This window comes from Roseicyclus sp. (assembly GCF_018402035.1).
Lineage (GTDB): Bacteria > Pseudomonadota > Alphaproteobacteria > Rhodobacterales > Rhodobacteraceae > Roseicyclus.
In genome coordinates this window covers 1-25,008 of record NZ_JAGYJN010000011.1, presented here as the reverse complement: position 1 = coordinate 25,008, position 25,008 = coordinate 1, and the positions used below count along the sequence as shown (strand labels likewise).

Here is a 25,008-nt window from a genome sequence, read left to right as displayed (position 1 = left end):
GGTAGCAAAACCTGACCAATTCAGATCATCTCCGTGCAAGGGAGCGCGCCAATGCCCGTCATCACCGAGATCGAAGACCTCAAGCGTATCTACAAGCGCCGCGTGCCCAAGATGTTCTACGATTACGCCGAAACGGGCAGCTGGACCCAGCAGACCTTCAACGACAATTGCTCGGATTTCGACGAGATCCGCCTGCGTCAGCGCATCGCGGTCGATATGGCGGGCCGCTCGACCGCGTCCAAGATGGTGGGCATCGATGTGGCCATGCCCGTGGCCCTCGCCCCGGTGGGGCTGTGCGGCATGCAATCAGCCGATGGCGAGATCAAGGCCGCCCGCGCCGCCGAGAAATTCGGCGTGCCCTTCACCCTGTCGACCATGTCGATCTGCTCCATTGAAGATGTCGCCAGCCACACCAACGCGCCCTTCTGGTTCCAAGTTTACACGCTGAAAGACGACGAGTTCATGAAGCGGCTTTTTGCGCGCGCCAAGGATGCGAAATGCTCCGCGCTTGTCATTACCGTTGATTTGCAGATCATGGGCCAGCGCCACAAGGATCTGAAGAACGGCCTGTCCGCCCCGCCAAAGCTGACGCCCTCCTCGATCCTGAACCTTGCCACCAAGGTGCCATGGGGGCTTGAGATGCTGCAAACCAAGCGGCGTTTCTTTGGCAATATCGTGGGCCATGCCAAGGGCGTGACCGACCCCACATCGCTGGGTAGCTGGACGGCTGAGGCTTTCGATCCCTCCCTCGATTGGGAGCGGATCAAAGAGTTCCGTAGCTGGTGGGATGGCCCCGTGATCCTCAAAGGTATCCTCGACCCCGAGGATGCCAAGAAAGCCCTCGCCGTGGGTGCCGATGCCATCGTGGTGTCGAACCATGGTGGCCGCCAACTCGATGGCGCGCTCAGTTCCATCCGCATGCTGCCCCAGATCATGGATGCGGTGGGCGACAAGATCGAGGTGCATCTCGACAGCGGTATCCGCTCGGGCCAAGATGTGCTGAAAGCGCTGGCCTTGGGCGCGAAAGGCACGATGATTGGCCGCGCCTTTGTCTATGGTCTGGGTGCCATGGGCGAGGCGGGCGTCACGAAAGCCTTGCAGGTGATCCACAAGGAACTCGACACAACCATGGCGCTTTGCGGCGAACGCAATGTCGCGGATTTGGGGCGTCACAACCTGCTTCTGCCGCAAGATTTCGCCAACCGCTGGGCGTAACCGCGCCCGGCATTCACGATCACAGCCGTTAACCATTTGTGTAAAATTGATTGTTTCCCGCCACGCGCTTGTGTGGCGGGGCGCCAGTGTCATATCTGCGTCACGCAAGAACCGACGGTGCAAAAACGCCCCACGCGGGAGAACCCCGGTCCAACCACCCAAGGAACCGGGATGACCCATGATGAAGACACAATCGCGCTGTTCGAGCGTGTCCTTGACGCCTTGACCCGCGCGGCAGGCGATCAGGCGAAACTGACCGCGCTGCTGGCAAGCTTTCCCGAAGACATCCGTGCCATGGCCGTGATCCGTGGCCTGTTGACCGCCGATACCAGCCTGCGCCAAACCTTCACCGCAGGCGAGATCGCCCAGCGCGACAGTGCCTTGGCCGGGCGGGCAGCACTTGCCTTGGCCCAGATCGCCGACCGGATCGAGGCAAAGATGCCCAGCACCCGCGACCCAGTGCGCCTGTCAGAAATGGCCTTGGATCGCGATATCGGCTGATGGGCGGGGCGTTTGCCCCTCGCACATGGGCACGGCGCAAGCTAGGTTCACCATCATGAGCGCCCCTGCCCCCACCATCGCCTTTTCCGACGATCAGGCCCAAGCCCATGACAGCATCGCCGCCGCGCTGCGCGGCATCGGCGTGGACCTCGACAATGACACGCTGACCCCTGCCGCCGATGGCATGGGCCGTGTCATGGCCGTGGTGGGCAAGGCGGGCTCGGGCAAGACGCTGCTTCTGGCCGAACTTGTGCGCGCGCTGCAAGCGGCGGGCGTCGATATCATCTCGGGCGATTGGGAAGGGCGCAGGCGCAAGGACCGCCGCACCGCGGCCGTGCTCGCCCCCACCAACAAGGCCGCCTCCGTCTTGCGCAATCGCGGTGTGCCGGCGACGACGATCCACCGCATCCTTTACACCCCGGTCTATGACCCGGAATACGAAAAAGTCGCCGAATGGCTGGCAGGCCAAGGTGACCGCCCGGTGATCGACGCCTTGACCGATACCGCCATGGACCGCGCCAAACAGGTCTATGAGGCCACGACATCGGTGCCCGCCGCCCTCGCCTCGGCGGGGTTGCGCGGATCGGATTTCATCACCGGCTGGAAGCGGCGCGACGACCCGCTCGATATCGGCTTGATCGACGAATCCTCCATGCTCGATGACCGCCAATTCGACGATCTGCGCGAGATTTTTCCCTTTCTCGTGCTTTTCGGCGACCCGGCCCAGCTTGCCCCCGTGAACCAATCTGGCCAAATGGTGTTCGACAAGGTGACAGGCCCTGACCGCCTCGACTTAGCGCGCATCCACCGGCAAGAGGCGGGCAACCCGATCCTCGATCTGGCCCATGCCTTGGGCGATCCCGACCTCAGCTTTGCGCAATTCGAGCGTATGATCCATGAGGCCGCCGCCCGCGACCCGCGCATCGAGATCGCGGCCCGTGTCGATGCCGATCTGATGGCGCGCAGCCCCGTGCTGGTCTGGCGCAACGCGACCCGCATCCGCCTGATCACCGCCTTTCGCGCAGCCCATGGCGCGCCCGATGATGCACTCATCCCCGGCGAGCCCTTGATCTGCGACGGGATCGAATTGCCGCTGAAACACCGCAAGCGCCGCATCGACCTCGAGGCGCGCGGCCTGATCAAAGGCGCGCCGGTCATCTATCTTGGCCCCGGATCGCGCCCCGGTTTCTCGCGCCTGCATGTGCTGGGTGCCGAAAGCCCGCGCTTTTCGGCGGCCTCCATCGTCAAGATCGAGAAACCCGATGAGGAAGAACCCTTCATCCCCTATGCTGCGCGCATGGGGGCGGCCTTTTTGCACGGCGCGGCGGTGACGATTCACAAGGCCCAAGGCAGCCAGTGGAACGCGGTGCAGGTCTTTGCCCCTGACCTCTACGCCGCCGCCCAAGCGGGCCGGGTCGAGGCGGGACAAGCGCTTTGGAAGCGGCTCGCCTATGTCGCGATCACGCGGGCGGAAGAAAAGCTGATCTGGGTCACCCGCTACGCGCTGGCCCGCCCGAAAGACGCGCTGGGGGTCGAAGATCTGCCCAACCCCACCACGGCCCTGATGCTGGAAGGAACAGAAGAGCCATGACCAAAACCATCATCGTGACAGGTGCCAGTGCTGGCATTGGTGCCGCCGTCGCCACCCATATGCTGGCCGCTGGTTGGACCGTAGGCCTTGCCGCGCGGCGGCACGACAAGCTGGCGCAGATCGCGGCCCCCTTTGGCGCACGCGCGGTGATCATGCCGCTTGATGTGACCGATGCAGATGCCGTCAGCGCCGCCTTCACGCAATTTGCCACAGATCAAGGGCGGCTCGATGTGCTGTTCAACAATGCGGGTATCTTCACCCCGACAGCCCCCCTTGATGAGATCGCGCTTGATGATTGGCACAATGCCGTCGCGGTCAATCTGACGGGCATGTTCATCTGCGCGCGCGCGGCCTTCGGGCTGATGCGCCGCCAAACCCCGCAAGGCGGGCGTATGATCAACAATGGCTCTGTCTCGGCCCATGCGCCACGCGCCGGTGCGGCCCCTTATACGGCCACCAAACACGCCATCACCGGGCTCACCAAACAGATCGCGCTTGATGGCCGCCCCTTTAACATCGCCTGTGGGCAAATCGATATCGGCAATGCCGAGACCGATCTTTTGCGCGACGCGGCCCATCAGGCCATGGCGCGCGGCGATGCCCCCCCTGAGGTGATGGATGTGGCCGATGTGGCAACAAGCGTCCATCACATGGCCAGCCTGCCGCCATCGGCGAATATCTTGTTTCAAACCATCATGGCGACAAAAATGCCCTTCGTGGGGCGCGGCTGAGCCTGCTTCTCTGTTTCATAAATATCCCGGGGGAGCCGCGCCAAAGGCGCGGTGGGGGCAGAGCCCCCCAAACAAAAACAACGGGGCAAAGCCCCACCGTTTAGCCGCGGATGTAACGAAACGCCGCCGAGGCCATCCAGCCCGCCGCAATCGCGATGACCAGCGACAAGATCCCATAAATCAGCGGCCGCTCATGGGCGAGGTTATAGATCCACCGCTCCAGCCCGACCTTGCGCACCGGGATCACCTGCTCATGCAGATCGACCACCACGCCGCCGCGCGTCAGGATGATCCGCGTCAGGTAATCGCCCTCGGTCAAATTGGCAGGCAGGCGCACGGCGGTATCGAACAAGGTCTGCTCGCGAAACCGCACCGCCCCTTCGTTGAGTTGATAGGCCCCGTCGTCGCTGCGAATGCGGATCAAGGCCGCGTTGAACAAGGGCTGATCGGCCCGCCCCGTCCCCACCGCGCGGATCGCTTGGTCAAGCGTGACGCGATGGCGCAGATCTTCGGTCTGCGACAGCGCTTGGGGCAAAGGTGCCGTGGTTGACACCGCGTAAAAGCTGGGGGCTTCATCGATCTGCGAGGCATCAGTATTGACCCAGATCCCAAAGCGCCGCTCCTTGCGGCGCACAGTGACGGGCTGGCTTGGCCCTTGCACCGTGACGATCACTTCCAGCGGTTCTGCCCCCGGCGGCGGGGCCGCGCGTTGCACGGCGCCATAGATCAAGATCTCGGACCCTGCGAAATTCGTGGTGATGGCGATGGCCTCTTGGCTAAGGCCCGCCACGACGCGCTCGGCCTGCACGGGCGCCGCCAGCAACAGCGCCAAGGCGCAAAGCCAAAGGCCACGCACCCTCAATGCCCTGCCCCGTCGAAACCGATGACGTAAAGCTCATCGGGCGTGACCAACAGATCAAAGGCAAGCTTGCCGCAGACCAGCAAGACCATGATCGACAGCAAGATGCGCAGCTGCTCGGCCTTGAGTTTGACACCGATGGCCGCACCAATCTGCGCGCCGATCACACCGCCCACCAGCAACAAGACGGCCAGCACCATATCGACGGTGTAATTGGTCGTGGCATGCATCAACGTGGCAAAGCCAGTCACGAAAATAATCTGAAACAGCGAGGTGCCGACCACCACCTTGGTGGGCATCCCCAAAAGATAGATCATCGCGGGCACCATGATGAAGCCGCCGCCGACACCCATGATCGCGGCCAAGACGCCAACAAAAACCCCAACAACAAGCGGCGGAATGACCGAGATATAAAGCCCCGAGGTCCGAAACCGCATCTTGAATGGCAGCGCGTGAATCCAGCCGCGATGCCTGCGCGGTAGCGGCACGCTGCCCGCTGGGCGGCGCGCGCGCCGGATCGCGCGCAGGCTTTCGAAAAACATCAGCCCGCCAATGATGCCAAGGAAGACGACATAGCAGAGCTTGACCAAAAGATCGACCTGACCGATGGCCGTCAGCGCGGCAAAAATCTGCACACCGACCGCCGCACCGACCAAGCCGCCGATCAACAGCACCGTGCCCATGCGCAGGTCGACGGTCTTTCGCTTGAGATGGGCGAGCACCCCCGAAAACGACGAAGCGACGATCTGGTTGGCCTCGGTCGCGACGGCGACGGCGGGCGGAATGCCGATAAAAAACAACAGCGGCGTCATCAAGAACCCGCCACCTACGCCGAACATGCCCGACAAAACACCAACGATCCCACCCAACCCAAGCAGCAAGAACGCGTTCACGCTGACTTCGGCGATGGGGAGGTAGATTTGCATCACGTTACGGCCAATTGCCCGATGTTCGCGCCAGCCTTAGCGCGCGATGCGCGCCAAGGCCAGACGTGAGATGAACCGCCCCCTGCGACGGATCGGAACAGCAAGCGCGCCGCGCGCGGTCAGATCACCATCACATCAAGCGGCGGGAAGCCGTTGAAGCCGACCGAGGCATAGGACGAGGTATAGGCACCGCAATTGCGGATGATCACCTTATCGCCCGATTTCAAGGCCAAGGGCAGCGCGACGGGGCGCTTTTCGTAAAGCACATCGGCGCTGTCGCAAGACGGTCCCGCCAAGATGCAGGGGCCGGTGGCCTCGCCATCATGGGGGGTGACGAACTGGTAGCGGATCGCCTCGTCCATGGTTTCGGCCAGACCCGAGAACTTGCCGATGTCCAGATAGACCCAGCGATGGATGTCATCCTCGGATTTGCGCGCAACCAGCAGCACTTCGGCCGCGATCATGCCTGCCTCGGCCACCATGCCGCGACCGGGTTCCGCCATGATGCGGATACCTGCGGGGAAATGCGCGGTGACTTGGTCCATCACGGCCGCAGCATAGGCGGTCGGGTGAGGGATCGCCTCGCCGTAAAAGGCCGGGAAACCACCACCGATGTTGAGCAGGTCCAGATCGAACCCTGCCGCAACCGCCGCATCCCAAACAGCCGCGATTTGTGCCAGCGTGTCGCCCCACATCAGCGGATCGCGGGTTTGCGAACCGACATGGAAGCTCAACCCAACAGGGCGCAGGCCCAGATCACGCGCCTGTGCCATCAAGGCCAGCGCCGTGTCGCGGGTGGTGCCAAACTTGCGCGTCAGCGGCCAATCGGCGCCGGACGCCTCGACCAACAGGCGGATATAGACCTCGGCACCCGGTGCATGGGCGGCGATTTTCTCGATCTCTTCGGCGGCGTCGGCTGCAAACAGCGTGATGCCCATCTGATGCGCATAGGCGATATCGGCCACGCGCTTGATCGTGTTGCCATAGGAAATCGTGTCGGGATGCGCGCCATGGCGCAGGCACAATTCGATCTCGCCGCGCGAGGCCGCATCGAACTTGGAGCCGAGCGCAACCAGCCGCTCGATGATCTCGGGCGCGGGGTTTGCCTTGACCGCGTAATGGATCGCAGCCGGGCCAAGACCGGCGGCAAGCGCACGGTATTGCGTGTCAACGCGGTCGATCTCGATCACCAGCGTGGGACGCGCGAAATGGTTCTCGGCGATGAAGGATTCGAGGCGTGCAGAGGCAATAGGAAAGGAGGCCGAGAAATCGGCATTCGTAGCGTTCATGGTCATCTCCGACAGACAGGGGGCCGTGGCCCCACAACATTCCAAGGGAGACGTTACCGTCGCTACGTAACTGCGATGGTTATGCCGGCAAGCCGGAGTACCACCCGTGACAGAGGCGCGTGCGTTGGCGTCTTGCGGCGGGCATATGAGGCCGTTTCCCTGTTGATGCAAGCAAAATTTTTGTGACGCTCCCGGTTTTTACGGCGCGGGGTTAAAATGGGGTTTGGTATAGGCAAAAGAGACAGGCCCACCCTGCCCCGCTGCACAGCATCGGTGCATCCGCAGGGGAAGACAGCCCCACCAAGCTGCGCGATAATGACGACCTGTTCACCCAAGTGAAAGGCGCTGTGCCATGCAACCCGAATCGCAAACAGCCAGCGGTGCCCGCATTGGGCATGTGCATCTGAAAGTTGCCGATCTTGCACGATCCGTAGCCTTTTACGAAGCGGCGCTCGGTCTTGAAGTACAACAATATTTTGGCACAGAGGCGGCGTTTTTGTCGTTTGACGGCTACCACCACCACCTGGGGCTGAACACATGGCACAGCGCGCATGGCCCGCGCCCTGCGCCCGATGCGACGGGGCTCTATCACACGGCGTTTCTTTTCCCTGATCGCGCCGCTTTGGCGCGCGCAGTGCGCCGCGCGCTTGATGCTGGTGTCCGATTAGAGGGGGCGGCCGATCATGGCGTGTCGGAGGCGATCTATTTCAGCGATCCCGACGGCAATGGGATCGAGATTTATTGCGACCGCGCGCCGCAGGATTGGCCGCGCGACAGCACCGGGCAATTGGCAATGGGCAATGCGCGCTTGGATATCGCGGCGCTTTTGGCCTTGGTCTGAACGGCGCAAGGCTGGCATGCGCATGCCGAGCTGACCCGCATCTTTCCAATCCTGTGGACAGCCCGCGCCGCGCGCGTCATGCTGGGCCGCCGAAACAGGGAAGATCCGATGCGCAAATTCCTCGTGGTGCTCGACGACACCCGCGAATGCCTCAACGCGATGCGCTTTGCCGCCATGCGCGCCGCCAATACCCAAGGCGGGGTAGAGATCTTGTCGGTGATTCCCCCCGACGCGTTCAATCACTGGATCGGCGTGGCCGAGGTGATGCGCGCCGAGGCCCGTGAGCGGATCGAGGCGCATTTCAACGTCTTTGCCAAATGGATGCGCGACAAGCAGGGGATCGATCCCTCGCTGGTGATCCGCGAGGGTGAGCCAGTGGCCGAGATCCTCGCCCATATCCGTGGCACCCCCGAGATCGGGGTGCTGGTGCTGGGTGCGGCGACGGGCAAATCGGGGCCGGGGCCGCTGGTGACCGCGATGGTCAAGCAATCGGGCACCTTGCCCGTGCCCATCACCATCGTGCCGGTGGAACTGAGCAAGGAACAGTTGGAACAGATCACCTGAGGGGGATGTCGCCGCGCCCTTGGCGCGCCGACCCGCCGGGGGGGGCCAGCCCCCCCGGACCCCCCCGGGATATTTTTGAAACGAAGAAGGGGATCTTGCGGGAATTGGCCATCATCCAAGGGATGACCAAGGGTCGGATCTGCGATGGCGACGATCCTGGCGGGCGCACAAAAAGTTTAGAACGGTTCCAAAACTTGACTCTGCCCGCGTCTGCGCGCATATCTGAGCAAAGCGATAAGGAATGCGCCACATGTTTATCCAGACCGAATCCACGCCCAACCCGGCGACGCTGAAATTCCTGCCCGGCCAGACGGTGCTGGATATGGGCACGGCGGATTTCCCCAGCGCTGCTGCTGCCGAGAAATCGCCCCTCGCCGCGCGCATCTTTGCCGTCGCGGGCGTGACGGGCGTGTTTTTCGGCACTGATTTCGTGACCGTGACCAAGGCCGAAGATGCCGCATGGGAGCATATCAAGCCCGCCCTGCTGGGTGCGATCATGGAGCATTACCAATCCGGCGCGCCGGTGATGGAGGGCGAGGGCGGCGGCACCGGCGGCCATGCCGAGCATAGCGGCGAGGATGCCGATATCGTCATCCAGATCAAATCACTGCTCGATACCCGCGTGCGCCCCGCCGTGGCCCAAGATGGCGGCGATATCACCTTTCACGGCTTTGATCGCGGCGTGGTATACCTGCATATGCAAGGTGCCTGCGCCGGTTGCCCGTCATCGACGCTGACCTTGAAAATGGGGATCGAGAACCTTTTGCGCCATTACATCCCCGAGGTGCTCGAGGTGCGCCCCGTCAACGTATGATGACAACCTCTGCGCCCCTGATCTTGGCTTTCGACACATCGGCCGCGCATTGCGCGGCCGCTTTGTTGTCGGGCGACAAGCTTTTGGCCCATGCCCATGAGCCGATGGCCAAGGGGCAGGCCGAACGATTGATGCCGCTGGTCGCCGAGGTGTTGGCCATGGCTGGTGCAGCACTTTCAGATCTCGACGCGATCGGGGTCGGCGTGGGCCCCGGCAATTTCACCGGCATCCGCATTTCTGTCTCTGCCGCGCGCGGCTTGGCCTTGGCACTGGGCATTCCAGCCGTCGGCGTCAGCACGCTTGAGGCGCTGGCCCATGCCTTGCCCCGCCCGCTGTGCGTGATCGAGGATGCGCGGCGCGACGCGGTCTATGTGCAGAATTTCGACGCCACCGCCGCGCATGCGCCGCTGTTGCTGTCACCCGGCGATCTGGCCGCTTGCATCGGGGCGCGCGCGATCACCGGGTCGGGTGTGGCCGTGGCGCAAAGCATGATCGCGGGTCTGCATGTTCTGCCCCCGGCCCTGCCCTTGGCCGAGGCGATCGCGCGGATCGCAGCCCAGCGCTGGAACGATCCCGCCCTACCGCGCCCTGCGCCGCTCTATTTGCGCCCCCCCGATGCGGCAGCTGCGCGCGAGCGCGGGCCGGTGATGTTGCCCGCATGACGCCCGCCCGCATGGCCGAGATCCATGCCACGGCCTTTGCAGGCCACGGCCAGATTTGGCCCGAGGTCGAGATCGCCGCGATGCTGGCCCATCCGCTGATCCGTGCCGTGACCCTTGGGCAAGATGGTTTTGCCTTGGTGCAGATCATCCCCCCCGAGGCAGAGCTTTTGACCATCGCCATCACCCCCACTGCACAAGGCAAGGGGCATGGGCGCGCGCTTTTGGCCGACGTCATGGCGCAAGCGCGCATCGCGGGGGCCACGCGCCTGTTTCTAGAGGTGGCCGCCGACAACCACGCGGCTTTGGCGCTTTATCGCTCAATGCAATTCACCCAAACCGGCCAGCGGCGCGGCTATTACCAGCGCCCCGGCGGGCCTGCGGTTGATGCCATCACACTTGGCTGTGATCTCAGCGCCTAAAAACGCGGCATTCCTATAAAAAATTGACCCAAGGGCAGTTTCACCCTGCACGGTTTTTGACAGAATCGAGTTGACCGCGTCGCCCGGCTACGCGCTTAATCGCGGAGGGGATGTTGTATAATCCTTAGAAACATTCGCGATGCGCGACACCACGCATGTGCCGCGATCCGGTCCAATCGGGAGTAAGATCATGACGATGAAAACAACGCTGATGGGCGCTGCTGCTGCACTTGCCATGACCGCCACAGGCGCGCTGGCCGATGGGCCGGCGATCATTTTCGACCTTGGCGGCAAGTTCGACCGCTCGTTCAACGAAGCGGCCTTCAACGGGGCAGAGCTTTGGGCCTCGGAAACCGGCGGCACCTACCGCGAGATCGAGCTGACCTCGGATGCGCAGCGCGAACAGGCGATGCGCCGTCTGGCCGAAGCGGGCGCAAACCCGATTGTCATGGCGGGCTTTAGCCAAGCAACCCCCTTGTCGGTCGTGGCACCCGATTATCCCGACACGACCTTCGTGATCATCGACGGTGTGGTCGATGCACCTAATGTGCGCTCGGTCATCTTCTCGGAGCATGAAGGCTCTTACCTTGTCGGCATGTTGGCCGCGATGGCGTCGGAAACCGGCACGGTCAGCTTTGTGGGCGGCATGGATATCCCGCTGATCTCGCGCTTTGCTTGCGGCTATGCGCAGGGCGCGGCGGCCGTGAACGGCGACATCAAGGTCATCGCGAACATGACCGGCACCACCCCCTCGGCGTGGAACGACCCGGTGCGCGGTGGTGAATTGACCCGTGGCCAGATCGCCCAAGGCTCGGATGTGGTCTTTGCCGCGGCGGGCGGCACCGGGCTTGGCGTGCTGCAAGTGGCCACCGACGAAGGGATCTTCTCCATCGGTGTGGACAGCAACCAAAACTACCTGCACCCCGGTTCGGTCCTGACCTCGATGCTCAAGCGCGTCGATGTGGCCGTGCATGACGCCTTCACCACCGGCGCCGAAGTGGCAACCGGCATCCATGTCTTCGGCTTGGCCGAAGAGGGTGTGGGCTATGCGCTCGACGAGAACAACGCCGAATTGATCACCGCCGAGATGCAGGCCGCCGTCGATACCGCGCGCGCGGCGATCATCGCGGGCGAGATCAAGGTGCATAATTTCACCGATGACGGCACCTGCCCCGTGCAGATGCAGTAATCCTTGGTGAAGTGATACCGGCGCGGGCCGTGGTGCGATGAACACCGCGGCCCGTTCCACATCGGATGCATCCGGGGGATATGCGATCAGATGACCGACGCGCCAGCCATCGAACTCAGGGGCATATCCAAAGCCTTCGGCCCCGTGCAGGCCAACAAGGATATCGCGATGTCCGTCGCGCGCGGCACGATCCACGGGATCGTGGGCGAAAACGGCGCGGGCAAATCCACGCTGATGTCGATCCTCTATGGCTTCTACAAAGCCGATGCTGGCGAGATTTTCATCAATGGCAAAGCCACCGCCATTCCCGACAGCCAAGCCGCGATCCGCGCGGGCATCGGCATGGTGCACCAGCATTTCAAACTGGTCGAGAATTTCACCGTGCTTGAGAATGTCATCTTGGGGGCCGAGGATGGCGCGCTTTTGCGCCCCTCCATCGCCAAGGCGCGCAGGCTTTTGACCGAATTATCCAAGGAATATGGGCTGAAAGTCGATCCCGATGCGATCATCGAGGATTTGTCCGTCGGCCATCAGCAGCGTGTCGAGATCCTCAAGCAGCTCTATCGCCATGCCGATATCTTGATCCTTGATGAGCCCACCGGCGTGTTGACCCCCGCCGAGGCCGATCAGCTGTTCCGCATCCTCGAACGGCTGCGCGCCGAGGGCAAGACCATCATCTTGATCACCCACAAGCTGCGCGAGATCATGGAGATCACCGACACCGTCAGCGTGATGCGGCGCGGCGAGATGACGAATACCGTCAAAACCGCCGATACCTCGCCCGCTGAACTGGCCGAGATGATGGTGGGCCGCAAGGTGCTGTTGCAGGTCGATAAAACCCAAGCCCAACCCGGCGAGGTGGTGCTGTCCGTCCGCGATCTGCGCGTCACGCATGGCGGTGTCGCGCGGCTCAAGGGCGTGTCATTCGACATCCGGCGCGGTGAGATTTTCGGCATCGCCGGTGTCGCGGGCAATGGCCAGACCGAGTTGTTGGAGGTGCTGGGCGGCATGATGGCCGCCACGGGTGGCAGCGTCAGCTTGTTTGGCGCGCCTTTGCCCGTCACCGGCCCAGACGCCAACGGTCAGGCCCGCCGCGCGCAAGGCATCGGCCATGTGCCCGAGGATCGCCAGACCGAGGGGCTGATCATGGCCTTCGAGGCGTGGGAAAACGTGGCCTTCGGCTATCATCGCGATCCGAAATACAATTCCGGCCCCTTGATGGACAACACAGCCATCCGCGCCGATTGCGCCGATAAGATGGCGCGCTATGATGTGCGCCCGCCCAACCCGCGCCTGCCTGCGCGCAATTTCTCGGGCGGCAACCAGCAGAAAATCGTCGTCGCCCGCGAGATGGACCGCGCCCCCGATCTGCTGTTGGTGGGCCAACCCACCCGCGGCGTCGATATCGGCGCGATTGAATTCATTCACAAACAGATCATCGCCCTGCGCGATCAAGGTAAGGCGATCTTGCTCGTCAGCGTGGAGTTGGACGAGATCATGGGCCTATCCGACCGGATCGCCGTGATGTTTGACGGCCAGATCATGGGCGAGCGCCTGCCGCAAGACACCGATCAAAACGCGCTTGGCCTTTTGATGGCCGGCGTGACCGAGGGGGCGGCCTGATGGACAAGATGCCGAAATGGGCCGATGTCGTCTTGATCCCGCTGATCAGCGTGGTGCTTGCCCTCTTGGTGTCGGGGCTCGTCGTCGCGATCATCGGTGAAAGCCCGCTTCGCGCGATGCAGATCATGGTGCGCGGCGCATTCGGCTCGGCCTATGGCTGGGGTTACACGCTCTATTATGCGACGAATTTCATCTTTACCGGGCTGGCCGTGGCCGTGGCCTTTCACGCGCGGCTCTTCAACATCGGGGGCGAGGGGCAAGCCGCCCTTGGCGGTCTGGGCGTCGCGGTGATCTTGCTGGCCGTGGACTGGCCGCATTGGTCGCTGGCCTTGGCCGCCGCGATGGGCTTTGCGATGCTCTTTGCGGCCGCTTGGGCGGCCCTGCCCGCCTATCTGCAAGCCAAGCGTGGCAGCCATATCGTAATCACAACGATCATGTTCAATTACATCGCCTCGGCGCTGCTTGTTTATCTGCTGGTCAATGTCTTCCGCGTCGAAGGTTCCATGTCGCCGGAAAGCGCCCGCTTTGCGGAAAACACCCACCTACCCGGTGGCGGTGATTTTGCGGGCTTTTTGGGCTTCAGCGCGACCACCCCGCTCAACATCTCGATCTTTCTGGCGTTGATCGCCTGCGTGCTGGTCTGGCTTCTGATCTGGCGCACAAGGCTGGGCTATGAAATCCGTGCCTTTGGCCAATCCGAGACGGCAGCGGTCTATGCGGGCATCAACCCCTTCAAGATCATCATGATCACCATGCTGATCTCGGGCGCGCTCGCGGGCATGATGGCGATCAATGTCGTGATGGGCGAGGCCGAGCGCTTGGTCCTCGATTTCACCGAAGGGGCCGGGTTCGTGGGTATCGCCGTGGCACTTATGGGCCGCTCGCACCCGGTGGGCGTGGTTCTGGCCGCGCTCTTGTTCGGCGCGCTTTACCAAGGCGGAGCCGAGTTGCAGTTCGAGATGCCCGCCATCAGCCGCGAGATGATCGTGGTCATCCAGGCGCTGGTGATCTTGTTCACAGGCGCGCTCGACAACATGGTGCGGATGCCGGTGCAAAAACTTTTCCTCGCGCTCAAGCGCCGCCGCGATCACGCCGCGCGCCCCACCCCGGAGGCATGAGGCAATGGATTTCCTGACCATCCTGCAAATCCTCGACTCGACCGTCCGGCTGGCCACGCCGCTTTTGTTGGCCTGCCTCGCCGGGCTTTGGTCGGAACGGGCGGGGATTTTCGATATCGGGCTTGAGGGCAAGATGTTGGTCGCGGCGTTTTTCGCCGCCGCCATCGCCTATACGTCCGGCTCGGTCTGGGTGGGGCTATTGGCCGGGATCGCCGCCTCGATGGTGCTGGCGCTTTTGCATGGGCTGGCCTCGATCACCTTTCGGGGCAACCAGCTCATCTCGGGCGTCGCAATCAATTTCTTGGCCGCTGGTCTGGCCGTCGTGATCGCCCAGACATGGTTCGCCCAAGGGGGCCGCACCCCACAGCTTTCATCCGATGCGCGCTTTGCCAATATCGAATTGCCGGGGGCGGCAACCCGCATCCGCGACATCGCCCAGCAAGGGCCGCTGGGGCAGACCTATTCCGAACTTATCTCCGGCCATTCGATCCTTGTCTATCTGGCGCTGGCCTGCGTGCCGCTGACATGGTGGGTGCTTTACCGCACGCGCTTTGGCCTGCGACTGCGGGCGGTTGGTGAAAACCCGGCGGCGGTCGATACCGCCGGGGTTTCGGTCGTGGGGCTGCGCTTTGCCGCTGTGCTGATCGCGGGCGTCTTGTGCGGGATCGCGGGGGCGTATCTGTCGACCGCGCTGTCATCAGGCTTCGTCAAGGATATGAGCGCCGGGCGCGGTTTTATTGCGCTTGCCGCCCTGATCTTTGCCAAATGGCGGCCTTGGTATGCGCTCTCGGCCTGTCTCCTGTTCGGGTTCTTCGACGCGGTCGGCAATCGCTATCAAAACATCCAATTGGGCGAGTTCATCGTGCCGGTGCAGTTCATGCAAGCCCTGCCCTATATTCTGGTCGTCATCGTGCTGGCGGGTCTTGTTGGCAAGGCCATACCGCCGCGCGCCGGGGGGGAGCCCTATGTCAAAGAACGCTGAAGATCTCGCACGCCTTATCCGTGACCGCGCGGGCGCTGAGCCGCCCGCATACGGCATGGTGCTTGGCTCTGGCCTTGGCCATATCGCCGATCAGGTCGATGGTGTGGCGATCGATTACGCCGATTTGCCCGGATTTCCCCATGCGGGCGTGTCAGGGCACAACCCCAAGCTGGTCATCGGCGAACTAGAGGGCACCCGCGTCGCCATCTTTGGCGGACGCGCGCATTACTATGAAAGCGGGCGCGGTGACGCGATGCGCCTGCCGCTCGAGGTGCTGAAGGCGCTGGGCGGCGAACGGTTGATCTTGACCAATGCTGCGGGGTCGATGCACCCAGATCTTGATCCGGGCGATCTGATGCTTTTGTCCGACCATATCAATTTCTCTGGCCTGAACCCGCTGATCGGTGAGAAAACCGATGCGCGTTTCGTCCCGATGACACAGGCCCATGACCCCGATCTGCGCGCGGCACTCAAAGCTGCGGCATTGGCCGAAGATATCCCGCTGATGGAAGGGGTCTATGCGTGGTATTCCGGCCCCTCGTTCGAGACACCGGCCGAGATCCGGGCGATCCGTATCTTGGGGGCCGATGCGGTGGGCATGTCGACCGTGCCAGAGGTGATCTTGGCCCGCTTCCTTGGGCTGCGCGTGGCGGCGATTTCGACCATCACAAACAAGGCGGCGGGGCTGTCGGATGAACAGATCAGCCATGAACACACCAAGGCCATGGCACCCTTGGGCGCGGCCAAGCTGGAACGGATCATCCGGCGCATGCTGCGCGGCTGAAGGGGGCGGAAAACCTGGGTTTTCCGCATGGGAAATCTCGAGATTTCCCGGCCGAAAACGCGCGTTTTTCGGCCCCGTCAGGCGAAAGCGGCTTCCAGCGCGATCTCGACCATATCGCCGAAACTCGATTGGCGGTCCGCTGACGGCAATTCTTCCTTGGTGATCAGGTGATCGGAAATCGTCAGCACCGCCAGCGCCCGCACCCCGTAGCGCGCGGCCAGCGTATAAAGCTCGGCCGCCTCCATCTCGACGGCCAATACCCCGTGGCGCATTAATTGCGCGTTCAGATCGTCGCGCTCATCGTAAAACACATCCGAGGAATAAATACCGCCGACATGGGTCGGCACGCCGCGCGCCAAAGCCGCGCGATGGGCGGCCGTCAATAGGCCATAATCCGCGCAAGGCGCGAATTGCATTTCTCGAAAAATCCCGCGCGATGGCGTCGAGAGCGATGAACATCCCATCGCCAAAACAATATCGCGCAATCCGATATGGGCCTGCATCGCCCCTGCCGATCCAATGCGGATCAATGTTTTGGCCCCGTAATTACGGATCAATTCATTGGCATAAATCGACAGGCTGGGCATGCCCATGCCTGATCCATGGATCGTGACGCGATGACCGCGCCACGTTCCAGTATAGCCCAACATACCGCGCAGCTGGTTGACGCAAACGGGAGTGTCGAGAAATGTTTTGGCGGCCCATTCGGCGCGCAGAGGATCACCCGGCATCAAGATCGTTTCAGCGATCTCACCGGGCTTTGCGCCGATATGGACCGTCATTGGCTCAGATCGCCATCGTGTCGAGCGATTTGCCCGCCGCGAGTGCCTCTTTGATCCAAGCAGGCTGACGCCCACGGCCCGACCATGTCTGTGTGCTATCGGCAGGGTTGGCGTATTTCGCAACACCCTTGGCCGTAACTTTGCCCGGCGCCTTGCCACCGATCAATTCTTCGAGCGTGAAACCATGCTCTTTCGCGGTCGCGCGCACGGCGGCTAGCGCTTCGGTCCGCTTCTTTTTCTCGTAACCCTTAATCGCGGCTTCGACTTCTTTATGATAAGCCTGCAGCTCCGTGAGACTCATATCGTCGATAGACTTTACCATTATCAGCCCTTTCGGCAAAATTACACTTCGCCAGATATGCCGTATCGTTTTTTAAAACGCAAGTGTATCACCAGCGTGATTATTGAGCGGCAAATTCCTTTGGATCGGCCAAAGAAACCACATCCATCATGATGTTATTCAATTCGAAATCCTTGGGCGTATAGACCCGGGCCACGCCAAAAGATTTCAGTTTTTCAGCATCTTCATCGGGAATGATCCCGCCCACCATCACGGGGATATGACCCAAGCCTGCGGCGCGCAAACGCGCCATCACATCGGCGATCAGCGGCACATGACTACCCGATAGAATGGATAGGCCGATCACATGCGCGCCCTGCGCGCGGGCTGTGGCGATGATCTCCTCGGGCGTCAGCCGGATACCGTCATAGGTGATATCCATCCCGCAATCGCGCGCACGAAAGGCGATTTGCTCAGCACCGTTGGAATGGCCATCAAGCCCGGGCTTGCCCACCAGAAACTTCAGCCGCCGCCCCAGCCGATCACTAACCGCATCGACGGCGGCACGGATCTCATCCAAGCCTTCGGTCTTGTTTGACACAGATGCCGACACGCCAGTCGGCCCGCGATACTCCCCATGGACCGCGCGCATGACACCCGCCCATTCGCCCGTGGTCACCCCCGCCTTGGCCGCCGCGATGGATGCTTGCATCACATTGCGCCCCGCGCTTGCGGCGGCACGCAGATCAGCGAGTGCTGCCTTGACCGCCCTCGCATCGCGGCCCGCGCGCCACGCCTCTAGACGCATGATCTGATCTTGTTCGACCGCCGGATCGACGACCATGATCCCGCCATCCGCCCCCAAGAGCGGCGAGGGCTCAGAAGCGGTGTATTTATTCACGCCCACCACGACCGTCTCGCCCCGCTCGATCCGGTTCACCCGGTCGGCGTTGGAATCGACCAAGCGCGCCTTCATATAATCAATCGCGGCAATCGCACCGCCCATCGCGTCGAGATTGGCCAATTCCGCGCGCGCGCCGTCCTTCAACTCTGCGACCTTGGCATCAACCGCCGGATTGCCATCGAACAAATCGTCGAATTCCAAAAGATCCGTCTCATAGGCCATGATCTGCTGCATCCGCATTGACCATTGCTGGTCCCAAGGCCGCGGCAGGCCCAGCGCCTCGTTCCACGCGGGCAATTGCACGGCGCGCGCGCGCGCCTTTTTCGACAATGTCACGGCCAGCATCTCGATCAAGATGCGATAGACGTTGTTTTCCGGCTGCTGCTCGGTCAGGCCGAGGGAATTGACCTGAACCCCATAGCGAAAACGGCGGTATTTCGGATCGCTGACGCCATAGCGGGTCTCGCAAATCTCATCCCAAAGATCGACAAAAGCGCGCATCTTGCACATCTCGGTGACAAAGCGGATGCCCGCATTCACGAAAAACGAGATACGCCCGACAAGCACCGGGAAATCATCCTCTGGCACGCGCGGACGCAATTCATCAAGAACCGAGATCGCCGTCGCAAGCGCAAAGGCCAGTTCCTGCTCTGGCGTGGCACCGGCCTCTTGCAAATGATAGGAACACACATTCATCGGGTTCCATTTCGGCACGTTACTATAGCAGTACTCCGCCACATCCGCGATCATCGCGAGGCTGGGCTTGGGCGGGCAGATATAGGTCCCGCGGCTGAGATACTCCTTGATGAGATCGTTTTGCACCGTGCCTTGCAACTGCGCGATATCGGCACCTTGCTGCTCTGCCACCGCGATATAAAGCGCCAAAAGCCAAGGGGCCGTGGCGTTGATCGTCATCGAAGTATTCATCTGTTCAAGCGGGATTTGGTCGAACAATGTCGCCATATCGCCCAAGTGACAGATCGGCACGCCAACCTTGCCCACCTCGCCGCGCGCCAGCACATGGTCGCTGTCATAACCTGTCTGCGTCGGCAGATCGAAGGCCACCGACAGCCCGGTCTGCCCCTTGGCCAGATTGCCCCGGTATAGCGCGTTCGATGCTTTGGCCGTCGAATGGCCAGCATAGGTGCGAATGAGCCAAGGATTATCGCGCGTGCGGGCTGTCATAAGTGGCTCCTGTCGTACATTCAGCAATAAGATTACGTCAAGACGGGTATATTGAAAACATTATGACCTTGTCAATTCGCTGCATCGCGGCAAAACACCAAGATCCGTCGTCCAATACGGGGGTAAACTCCCCTCTGGCCCCCTTGCGCGCGGCACGCTAGCCTCACCCCATGCTGCGCTACATCCTCACCCGCGCTTTTTCTCTCGGGCTCAGCCTGATCTTGGCGAGCGTCGTGATCTTTGCACTGATCGAGGTGATCCCCGGCGATCCGGCCAGCTACATGATGGGGCTGAACGCAACGCCCGAGAACCTCGCCGCACTCCGGGCCGAGCTTGGCCTCGATCAAGGGCCACTGACGCGCTATCTCGCTTGGGTCGGCGGCATGCTCACGGGCGATTTCGGTGTTTCCTACACCTACCGGGTGCCGGTGGCCGATCTGGTGGCCGACCGGATCTGGGTCTCGCTTCCCTTGGCGATCTATGCGCTGACGCTGTCCACCCTGATCGCCTTTCCCATCGGCATCATCGCCGCCGCGCAGCGCGCCACTTGGGCCGATCACGGGATCATGGGGGCGACCCAGCTTGGCATCGCGGTGCCGAATTTCTGGTTCGCGATGCTCTTGGTGCTGGTCTTTGCGGTCAATCTGCGCTGGTTTTCGGCGGGTGGTTTTCCCGGCTGGTCCGACCCCGCCGCCGCGCTCAAGGCGCTGACGCTGCCAGCAATCGCCCTTGCCCTGCCGCAGGCCGCGATCCTTGCGCGCGTCATGCGCTCGGCGCTTCTGGACACGCTTGATCAAGACTACATCCGCACCGCGCGCGCCAAGGGGCTGACACGCGCGCAAACCATCCGCCGCCACGCGCTGCGCAATGCGCTGATCCCGGCGCTCACGATCATCGGGCTGCAATTCTCTTTCCTCATCGCGGGGGCGATCATCATCGAGAATGTCTTCTTTCTTCCCGGTCTTGGGCGTTTGATCTTTCAAGGCATCACCCAGCGCGACCTGATCGTGGTGGAATCGGTCACCATGCTCTTGGTTTTCGCGGTGATCCTCGTGACCTTTCTGGTCGATCTGGCCTATGCGCTGGTCGACCCAAGGCTGCGCCGCAGATGAGCCGCCTTCCCACCGCCCTTTGGATCGGCGCGACCCTTTCGGGAGTGTTCTTGATCGCCGCCCTCATCTCGCTGGTTTGGGTGCCCCATCCCGTTGATGGCATCTCTATCGCGACACGGCTGCAACCGCCCTCGGCCACACATCTATTGGGAACCGACCAGCTTGGGCGCGATCTGCTGTCGATGTTGATGGTGGGCGCCCAGACATCCATCGCCGTGGCCGTCATCGCGGTGGGCATCGGCGTGGCGCTTGGCGTGCCGCTCGGCCTTGCCGCTGCCGCCAATCGGGGCGGTCTGCTCGACGAGGTCATTATGCGCGGCAATGACCTGATCTTTGCCTTCCCCAGCCTTGTCATCGCCATTTTGATCACCGCACGCTACGGGCCATCGGCCAGCAATGCGATCCTTGCCATCGGCATTTTCAATATCCCCGTCTTTGCCCGTGTCGCGCGTGGCGCAGCGCTTCCCTTATGGACGCTCGATTATATCTTGGCCGCACGCACAGCGGGAAAAGGCAAGATCCGCATCAGCGGCGAACATATCTTGCCCAATATCATGAACCTGCTGATCGTGCAGGCGACGATCCAATTCTCGCTCGGTATCTTGGCAGAGGCAGCACTGAGCTATGTGGGCCTTGGCGCGCAGCCGCCCATCCCAAGCTGGGGCCGGATGCTGGCTGAGGCACAGACGATGATCTATACCCATCCGATGCTGGCCGTGCTGCCGGGTCTGGCCATCGTGCTGATGGTTTTGGGTCTGAACCTGATGGGCGACGGGCTGCGCGATCTGCTCGACCCAAGATTGCGCCGGGGGCGGTCATGATTTTTCGTACGAAAAATCACATGATGCGAATTTTCGTACGAAAATTCGGGGGCGCGTCATGATCGCGATTGACCACCTCTCGCTTGATATCCACGGCTCACCGATCTTGCGCGATGTCTCGCTCGATATCGCACCGGGCGAGATCATGGGCCTGGTCGGCGAAAGCGGGTCGGGCAAATCCATGACCGCACTTGCCATCATGGGGCTTTTGCCGCAAGGCGCGCGCACCACGGGTACCATACGCCTTGATGGCGTCGATCTCTTGACCCAAAGCGAAGCACAGCTTTGCGCCATCCGGGGCAACCGGATCGGGATGATCTTTCAAGAACCCATGACAGCGCTCAACCCGGTGAAAACCATCGGCGATCAGGTGGCCGAGACACTGATGATCCACGGCAAGGCCAACCGGGCCGACGCGCAGCGCATCGCGCGCGACAGGCTTGACCGCGTGGGCCTGTCGCAGATCGCGCGCGACCGCTACCCCCATGAGCTTTCGGGCGGCCAACGCCAGCGCGTCTGCATCGCGGCGGCCATCGCGCTGAACCCAAGGCTGTTGATCGCTGATGAGCCGACGACAGCGCTTGATGTCACGACACAGGCGCAGATCCTCGATCTGCTCAAATCATTGGTGACCGATGAGGGTTTGTCGCTTTTGCTCATCACCCATGACCTTGCCGTGGTGGCCGATATGGCCAAGCGGATCGGCGTGATGCAATCTGGCCAGATCGTCGAGATGGGGCCAACTGCCCATGTTTTGGCCGAACGCCGCCACCCCTACACCGCCGCGCTTTTCGCCGCCTCATCGCATCGGCCCAACCGCGCGATCCGCCCAACGCCAGAGCCGCTTTTGCGCGTCGAGAATGTTGTTCGCAGCTATCCCGCCCCCCGGCGCGGCCTAAGCCGTGAACCAGAAATAGCCGCGGTCAATGATGTCAGCTTCACGCTGCACAAGGGTGAAAGCCTTGGCCTTGTGGGCGAAAGCGGCTGTGGGAAATCCACGCTGACCCGCGCGATCCTTGGGCTCGACCCGGTCCAAAGCGGCGATATCCAGATCTTTGGCAAATCCATCCTACCCCAAATGCCCGCAGCGCTCAGGGCGGGGATTCAGGTCGTGTTTCAAGACCCTTACGGCAGCTTCAACCCCCGCTGGCGCGTTGAAAAGATCGTGGCCGAGCCCTTTCACCTGCTGGCCAATCCACCCCAAGCCAGCGCGCGACGCGACCGCGTGGCCGAGGCGCTGAGCGCCGTGGGCCTGTCACCCGACGACATGATGAAATACCCCCACGCGTTTTCGGGCGGCCAGCGCCAGCGCATCGCCATTGCCCGCGCGCTGATCACCCGGCCCAAGATCTTGGTGCTGGATGAGGCGGTCTCGGCGCTCGATGTCTCGGTACGCGCGCGCATCCTTGATCTGCTGGCCGCATTGCAGGGCGAATTGGGGCTTTCTTACCTGTTCATCTCGCATGATCTGACAGTCGTGCGCGCCATCACCGACCGCGTTTTGGTGATGCAGGCAGGCCAGATTGTGGAACAAGGCCTAACTGCGACCGTGTTCGACGCGCCCCAGCACCCCTATACACGCCAACTCATCTCAGCCGCTCCACGGCTTCCCGATCTGGAAAGAGCTATCGCATGACACCTTGGTTCGACCCATCGCTTGTTTTCATCGGCGGCGCATGGCGCGCCCCGGCCTGTGGCGATACCCTGCCAGTGATCAACCCCTCGACAGGGGCAGAGATTGCCCGCATCGCGCGTGGCACCCGTGCCGATATCGACGCGGCCGTGACCGCTGCTGAAACCGCAATGGCGGGCGAATGGGGCGCGCTGCCCGCCTTTGCGCGCGGCCGTATCTTGGCGCGGCTGGGCCAGCTTATCCTAGACCACATTGACCCTCTCACCGCGATGGAGGCCGCCGATGTCGGCAAGCCGCTGACGCAAGCCCGCAATGATGTGATCGCTATGGCGCGCTATTGCGAATTCTACGCAGGTGCGGCCGACAAGCTGATGGGCGAGACGATCCCGTTCCAAAACGGCTTTACCGTCTATACCTTGCGCGAACCCCATGGCGTCACGGGCCATATCGTGCCGTGGAACTACCCGATGCAGATCATCGGCCGCTCGGTCGGTGCCGCACTTGCGGCTGGCAACGCCTGTGTTCTGAAACCCGCGGAAGAGGCGTGCTTGACCGCACTCGCCTTTGCCGATCTGGCCCGCCAAGCGGGGCTGCCGCCGGGTGCTTTGAACGTCGTGCCGGGCTTGGGGGCCGAGGCGGGTGCCGCGCTGACCGCCCATCCGGGCATCCGCCATATCTCCTTCACCGGCTCTGTCGCGACGGGTCGTAAGGTGCAAGCGGCAGCAGCCGAAAACGTCGTGCCCGTGACGCTGGAATTGGGCGGCAAATCCCCGCAACTGGTCTTTGCCGATGCCGATCTGGATGCGGCCCTGCCCTATCTGGTCAATGCGGGTATTCAGAACGCGGGCCAGACCTGTTCGGCCTCTTCCCGCATTCTTGTCGAACAATCCATTTACGCGGAAGTCTGCGACAGAATGGCCGCGGCCTATCGCGGGCTAAGCGTTGGCCCCGCCACCGCCGATCTGCGGGTTGGGCCGCTGATTTCGGCCCGGCAAAAGGGCATCGTGGAACGGTATCTGGCAATGGCCGACCCCGCCCATATCATCGCGCGCGGCCAGCTTGCCCCCGACCTGCCCGAGGGCGGCCATTACATCTCCCCCGCCCTGATCGCAGGCCCCGGCCCCGACCATGTTCTTGCACAAGAAGAGATTTTTGGCCCTGTCCAGATCATCTTGCCCTTCGTGGATGAGGCCGACGCCATCCGCATCGCCAATGGCACGGCCTATGGGCTGGTCGCCTCGGTCTGGTCGCGCGATGGGGGGCGGCAAATGCGGCTGGCCAAAGCCTTGCGCGCGGGACAGGTGTTTTTGAACAATTACGGCGCGGCGGGTGGCGTCGAATTGCCATTCGGCGGCACGGGCCTCTCGGGTCATGGGCGCGAAAAGGGGTTCGAGGCGCTTTATGCCATGACGGGCCTGAAAACCGTGGCGGCCCTGCATGGGTGAGCGGCGCGCGGGTTGGGCATGGACGGCTTGCCGCCCGCCCGCTAGGCTTGCCCCAACCCCAGCGCTGGAGCGATGATGAAGCTTGGTAAATTCCCCACCTTCTTTCTCTTGATCGCGCTGGCGGCCTGTGCTGCGGCGATCTTTGGCGCGCTGCATAATCAACTCAGCTACACGGTCGGCCCCGACTATTTTCACAGCTTGAAATTCCCCCAATTCGCCATCCCGCCCGAGATGTCGCCCCGGCTTGGCGCGGCATGGGTGGGGGTGCAGGCAAGCTGGTGGATGGGTGCGGCCGTGGCTTTGCCAGCCTTTGCCTATGGGCTGTTGAGCGTGCCGAATGCGCAAAGCTATCTGGCCGCCGGGATCGGTGCGATCGGGCTTGTGATCATGCTCGCGACAATGGCGGCCTTCGCCGGGCTGATCGGCGGGCTGATCGCCGATGCCACGGGCCTGCTTGATGCGTCCCTGACCCCGCCCGAAGGTGTGGATCGTTCCGATTTCCTGCGCGCGGGTGTCATGCATGAGGCCGCTTACATCGCGGGGGCTTTGGGCGCGCTTGTGGCCTTTTGGCCGATCCGGCGCGCGCGCGGGCTTGACCTGCGCCGGGCGGGCTGACGCGATGGAGACGCTGCGCCGCCCCGTTGGGCCACGCGATTGCGATATCCTCGGGCATATGAATGTCGCAGCCTATATCGAGGCGGTGTCCGATGCGATGTTCGCCCTGCAAACCGCCGTGGG

At 62.5% G+C, this 25,008-nt stretch carries 25 protein-coding genes; 19 read left to right on the top strand and 6 right to left on the bottom strand.

Annotated features, from left to right (window positions below):
• Positions 1-51 precede the first annotated feature (51 nt).
• The 4 genes from KG698_RS13165 to KG698_RS13150 all read left to right on the top strand — a co-directional run bounded on the left by KG698_RS13165 (position 52) and on the right by KG698_RS13150 (position 4,038).
• Positions 52-1,215: an alpha-hydroxy acid oxidase gene (locus tag KG698_RS13165; protein WP_213686029.1), complete on the top strand. Its 1,164-nt coding sequence runs from the start codon at positions 52-54 to the stop codon at positions 1,213-1,215.
• Positions 1,216-1,386: 171 nt separating this feature from the next.
• A complete protein-coding gene (locus KG698_RS13160) occupies positions 1,387-1,716 on the top strand; it encodes a hypothetical protein (protein WP_213686028.1) in 330 nt (109 codons plus the stop codon).
• Positions 1,717-1,771: 55 nt separating this feature from the next.
• Positions 1,772-3,307 carry an AAA family ATPase gene (locus KG698_RS13155; protein WP_213686027.1) on the top strand — a complete coding sequence of 512 codons (1,536 nt, stop codon included), beginning with the start codon at positions 1,772-1,774 and terminating at the stop codon, positions 3,305-3,307.
• The gene (locus tag KG698_RS13150) at positions 3,304-4,038 is read left to right on the top strand and encodes an SDR family oxidoreductase (protein ID WP_213686026.1); all 735 of its coding nucleotides are present in this window, start codon (positions 3,304-3,306) and stop codon (positions 4,036-4,038) included. Before KG698_RS13155 ends, KG698_RS13150 begins: the two co-directional genes overlap by 4 nt.
• Positions 4,039-4,138: 100 nt before the next feature.
• On the opposite strand, the gene KG698_RS13145 is transcribed toward KG698_RS13150, so the two are convergent.
• The 3 genes from KG698_RS13145 to KG698_RS13135 all read right to left on the bottom strand — a co-directional run bounded on the left by KG698_RS13145 (position 4,139) and on the right by KG698_RS13135 (position 7,112).
• Positions 4,139-4,894 (bottom strand): TIGR02186 family protein, encoded by a 756-nt coding sequence (locus KG698_RS13145; RefSeq protein ID WP_213686048.1) that lies wholly within the window; start codon positions 4,892-4,894, stop codon positions 4,139-4,141.
• A 2-nt stretch (positions 4,895-4,896) separates the two neighbouring features.
• Complete coding sequence (locus tag KG698_RS13140; RefSeq protein ID WP_213686025.1) at positions 4,897-5,823, bottom strand: sulfite exporter TauE/SafE family protein; 927 nt, start codon at positions 5,821-5,823, stop codon at positions 4,897-4,899.
• Positions 5,824-5,942: 119 nt separating this feature from the next.
• Positions 5,943-7,112 (bottom strand): type III PLP-dependent enzyme, encoded by a 1,170-nt coding sequence (locus KG698_RS13135; protein WP_213686024.1) that lies wholly within the window; start codon positions 7,110-7,112, stop codon positions 5,943-5,945.
• Between the two features lie 352 nt (positions 7,113-7,464).
• Here KG698_RS13135 and KG698_RS13130 point away from each other — a divergent pair, with 352 nt between their 5' ends.
• The 10 genes from KG698_RS13130 to KG698_RS13085 all read left to right on the top strand — a co-directional run bounded on the left by KG698_RS13130 (position 7,465) and on the right by KG698_RS13085 (position 16,108).
• Positions 7,465-7,953, top strand: coding sequence for a VOC family protein (locus tag KG698_RS13130; RefSeq protein WP_213686023.1), 489 nt, complete (start codon positions 7,465-7,467; stop codon positions 7,951-7,953).
• A 108-nt stretch (positions 7,954-8,061) separates the two neighbouring features.
• Positions 8,062-8,517, top strand: a complete 456-nt coding sequence (locus tag KG698_RS13125; RefSeq protein WP_213686022.1) for a universal stress protein — start codon at positions 8,062-8,064, stop codon at positions 8,515-8,517.
• A 250-nt stretch (positions 8,518-8,767) separates the two neighbouring features.
• On the top strand, positions 8,768-9,331 hold the full coding sequence (locus tag KG698_RS13120; protein WP_213686021.1) for a NifU family protein: 564 nt from the start codon (positions 8,768-8,770) through the stop codon (positions 9,329-9,331).
• Complete coding sequence (gene tsaB, locus KG698_RS13115; protein WP_213686020.1) at positions 9,331-9,993, top strand: tRNA (adenosine(37)-N6)-threonylcarbamoyltransferase complex dimerization subunit type 1 TsaB; 663 nt, start codon at positions 9,331-9,333, stop codon at positions 9,991-9,993. Before KG698_RS13120 ends, tsaB begins: the two co-directional genes overlap by 1 nt.
• Positions 9,990-10,412 carry a GNAT family N-acetyltransferase gene (locus KG698_RS13110; protein WP_300983978.1) on the top strand — a complete coding sequence of 141 codons (423 nt, stop codon included), beginning with the start codon at positions 9,990-9,992 and terminating at the stop codon, positions 10,410-10,412. The genes tsaB and KG698_RS13110 overlap by 4 nt, the downstream gene beginning before the upstream one ends.
• Before the next feature lie 190 nt (positions 10,413-10,602).
• A complete protein-coding gene (locus tag KG698_RS13105; RefSeq protein ID WP_213686019.1) occupies positions 10,603-11,601 on the top strand; it encodes a BMP family ABC transporter substrate-binding protein in 999 nt (332 codons plus the stop codon).
• A gap of 90 nt (positions 11,602-11,691) precedes the next feature.
• Complete coding sequence (locus tag KG698_RS13100) at positions 11,692-13,224, top strand: ABC transporter ATP-binding protein (RefSeq protein WP_213686018.1); 1,533 nt, start codon at positions 11,692-11,694, stop codon at positions 13,222-13,224.
• On the top strand, positions 13,224-14,342 hold the full coding sequence (locus KG698_RS13095; RefSeq protein ID WP_213686017.1) for an ABC transporter permease: 1,119 nt from the start codon (positions 13,224-13,226) through the stop codon (positions 14,340-14,342). Before KG698_RS13100 ends, KG698_RS13095 begins: the two co-directional genes overlap by 1 nt.
• Positions 14,343-14,346: 4 nt before the next feature.
• Positions 14,347-15,324 (top strand): ABC transporter permease, encoded by a 978-nt coding sequence (locus tag KG698_RS13090; RefSeq protein ID WP_213686016.1) that lies wholly within the window; start codon positions 14,347-14,349, stop codon positions 15,322-15,324.
• Complete coding sequence (locus tag KG698_RS13085) at positions 15,308-16,108, top strand: purine-nucleoside phosphorylase (RefSeq protein WP_213686015.1); 801 nt, start codon at positions 15,308-15,310, stop codon at positions 16,106-16,108. Before KG698_RS13090 ends, KG698_RS13085 begins: the two co-directional genes overlap by 17 nt.
• A 77-nt stretch (positions 16,109-16,185) precedes the next feature.
• Here the strand turns inward: KG698_RS13085 and deoD are convergent, their stop codons facing one another.
• The 3 genes from deoD to KG698_RS13070 all read right to left on the bottom strand — a co-directional run bounded on the left by deoD (position 16,186) and on the right by KG698_RS13070 (position 19,259).
• Complete coding sequence (deoD, locus tag KG698_RS13080) at positions 16,186-16,890, bottom strand: purine-nucleoside phosphorylase (RefSeq protein WP_213686014.1); 705 nt, start codon at positions 16,888-16,890, stop codon at positions 16,186-16,188.
• Between the two features lie 4 nt (positions 16,891-16,894).
• Positions 16,895-17,191, bottom strand: a complete 297-nt coding sequence (locus tag KG698_RS13075) for an H-NS histone family protein (protein ID WP_300983972.1) — start codon at positions 17,189-17,191, stop codon at positions 16,895-16,897.
• A 100-nt stretch (positions 17,192-17,291) separates the two neighbouring features.
• On the bottom strand, positions 17,292-19,259 hold the full coding sequence (locus tag KG698_RS13070; protein ID WP_213686012.1) for a protein meaA: 1,968 nt from the start codon (positions 19,257-19,259) through the stop codon (positions 17,292-17,294).
• Between the two features lie 170 nt (positions 19,260-19,429).
• On the opposite strand from KG698_RS13070, the gene KG698_RS13065 reads away from it, so the two are divergent.
• The 5 genes from KG698_RS13065 to KG698_RS13045 all read left to right on the top strand — a co-directional run bounded on the left by KG698_RS13065 (position 19,430) and on the right by KG698_RS13045 (position 24,885).
• Positions 19,430-20,371 carry an ABC transporter permease gene (locus KG698_RS13065; protein WP_213686011.1) on the top strand — a complete coding sequence of 314 codons (942 nt, stop codon included), beginning with the start codon at positions 19,430-19,432 and terminating at the stop codon, positions 20,369-20,371.
• On the top strand, positions 20,368-21,192 hold the full coding sequence (locus tag KG698_RS13060) for an ABC transporter permease (protein WP_213686010.1): 825 nt from the start codon (positions 20,368-20,370) through the stop codon (positions 21,190-21,192). The genes KG698_RS13065 and KG698_RS13060 overlap by 4 nt, the downstream gene beginning before the upstream one ends.
• 58 nt (positions 21,193-21,250) lie before the next feature.
• On the top strand, positions 21,251-22,828 hold the full coding sequence (locus KG698_RS13055) for an ABC transporter ATP-binding protein (RefSeq protein WP_213686009.1): 1,578 nt from the start codon (positions 21,251-21,253) through the stop codon (positions 22,826-22,828).
• Positions 22,825-24,270 carry an aldehyde dehydrogenase family protein gene (locus tag KG698_RS13050; RefSeq protein ID WP_213686008.1) on the top strand — a complete coding sequence of 482 codons (1,446 nt, stop codon included), beginning with the start codon at positions 22,825-22,827 and terminating at the stop codon, positions 24,268-24,270. Before KG698_RS13055 ends, KG698_RS13050 begins: the two co-directional genes overlap by 4 nt.
• Before the next feature lie 75 nt (positions 24,271-24,345).
• Positions 24,346-24,885 carry a hypothetical protein gene (locus tag KG698_RS13045; RefSeq protein ID WP_213686007.1) on the top strand — a complete coding sequence of 180 codons (540 nt, stop codon included), beginning with the start codon at positions 24,346-24,348 and terminating at the stop codon, positions 24,883-24,885.
• Positions 24,886-25,008 lie beyond the last annotated feature (123 nt).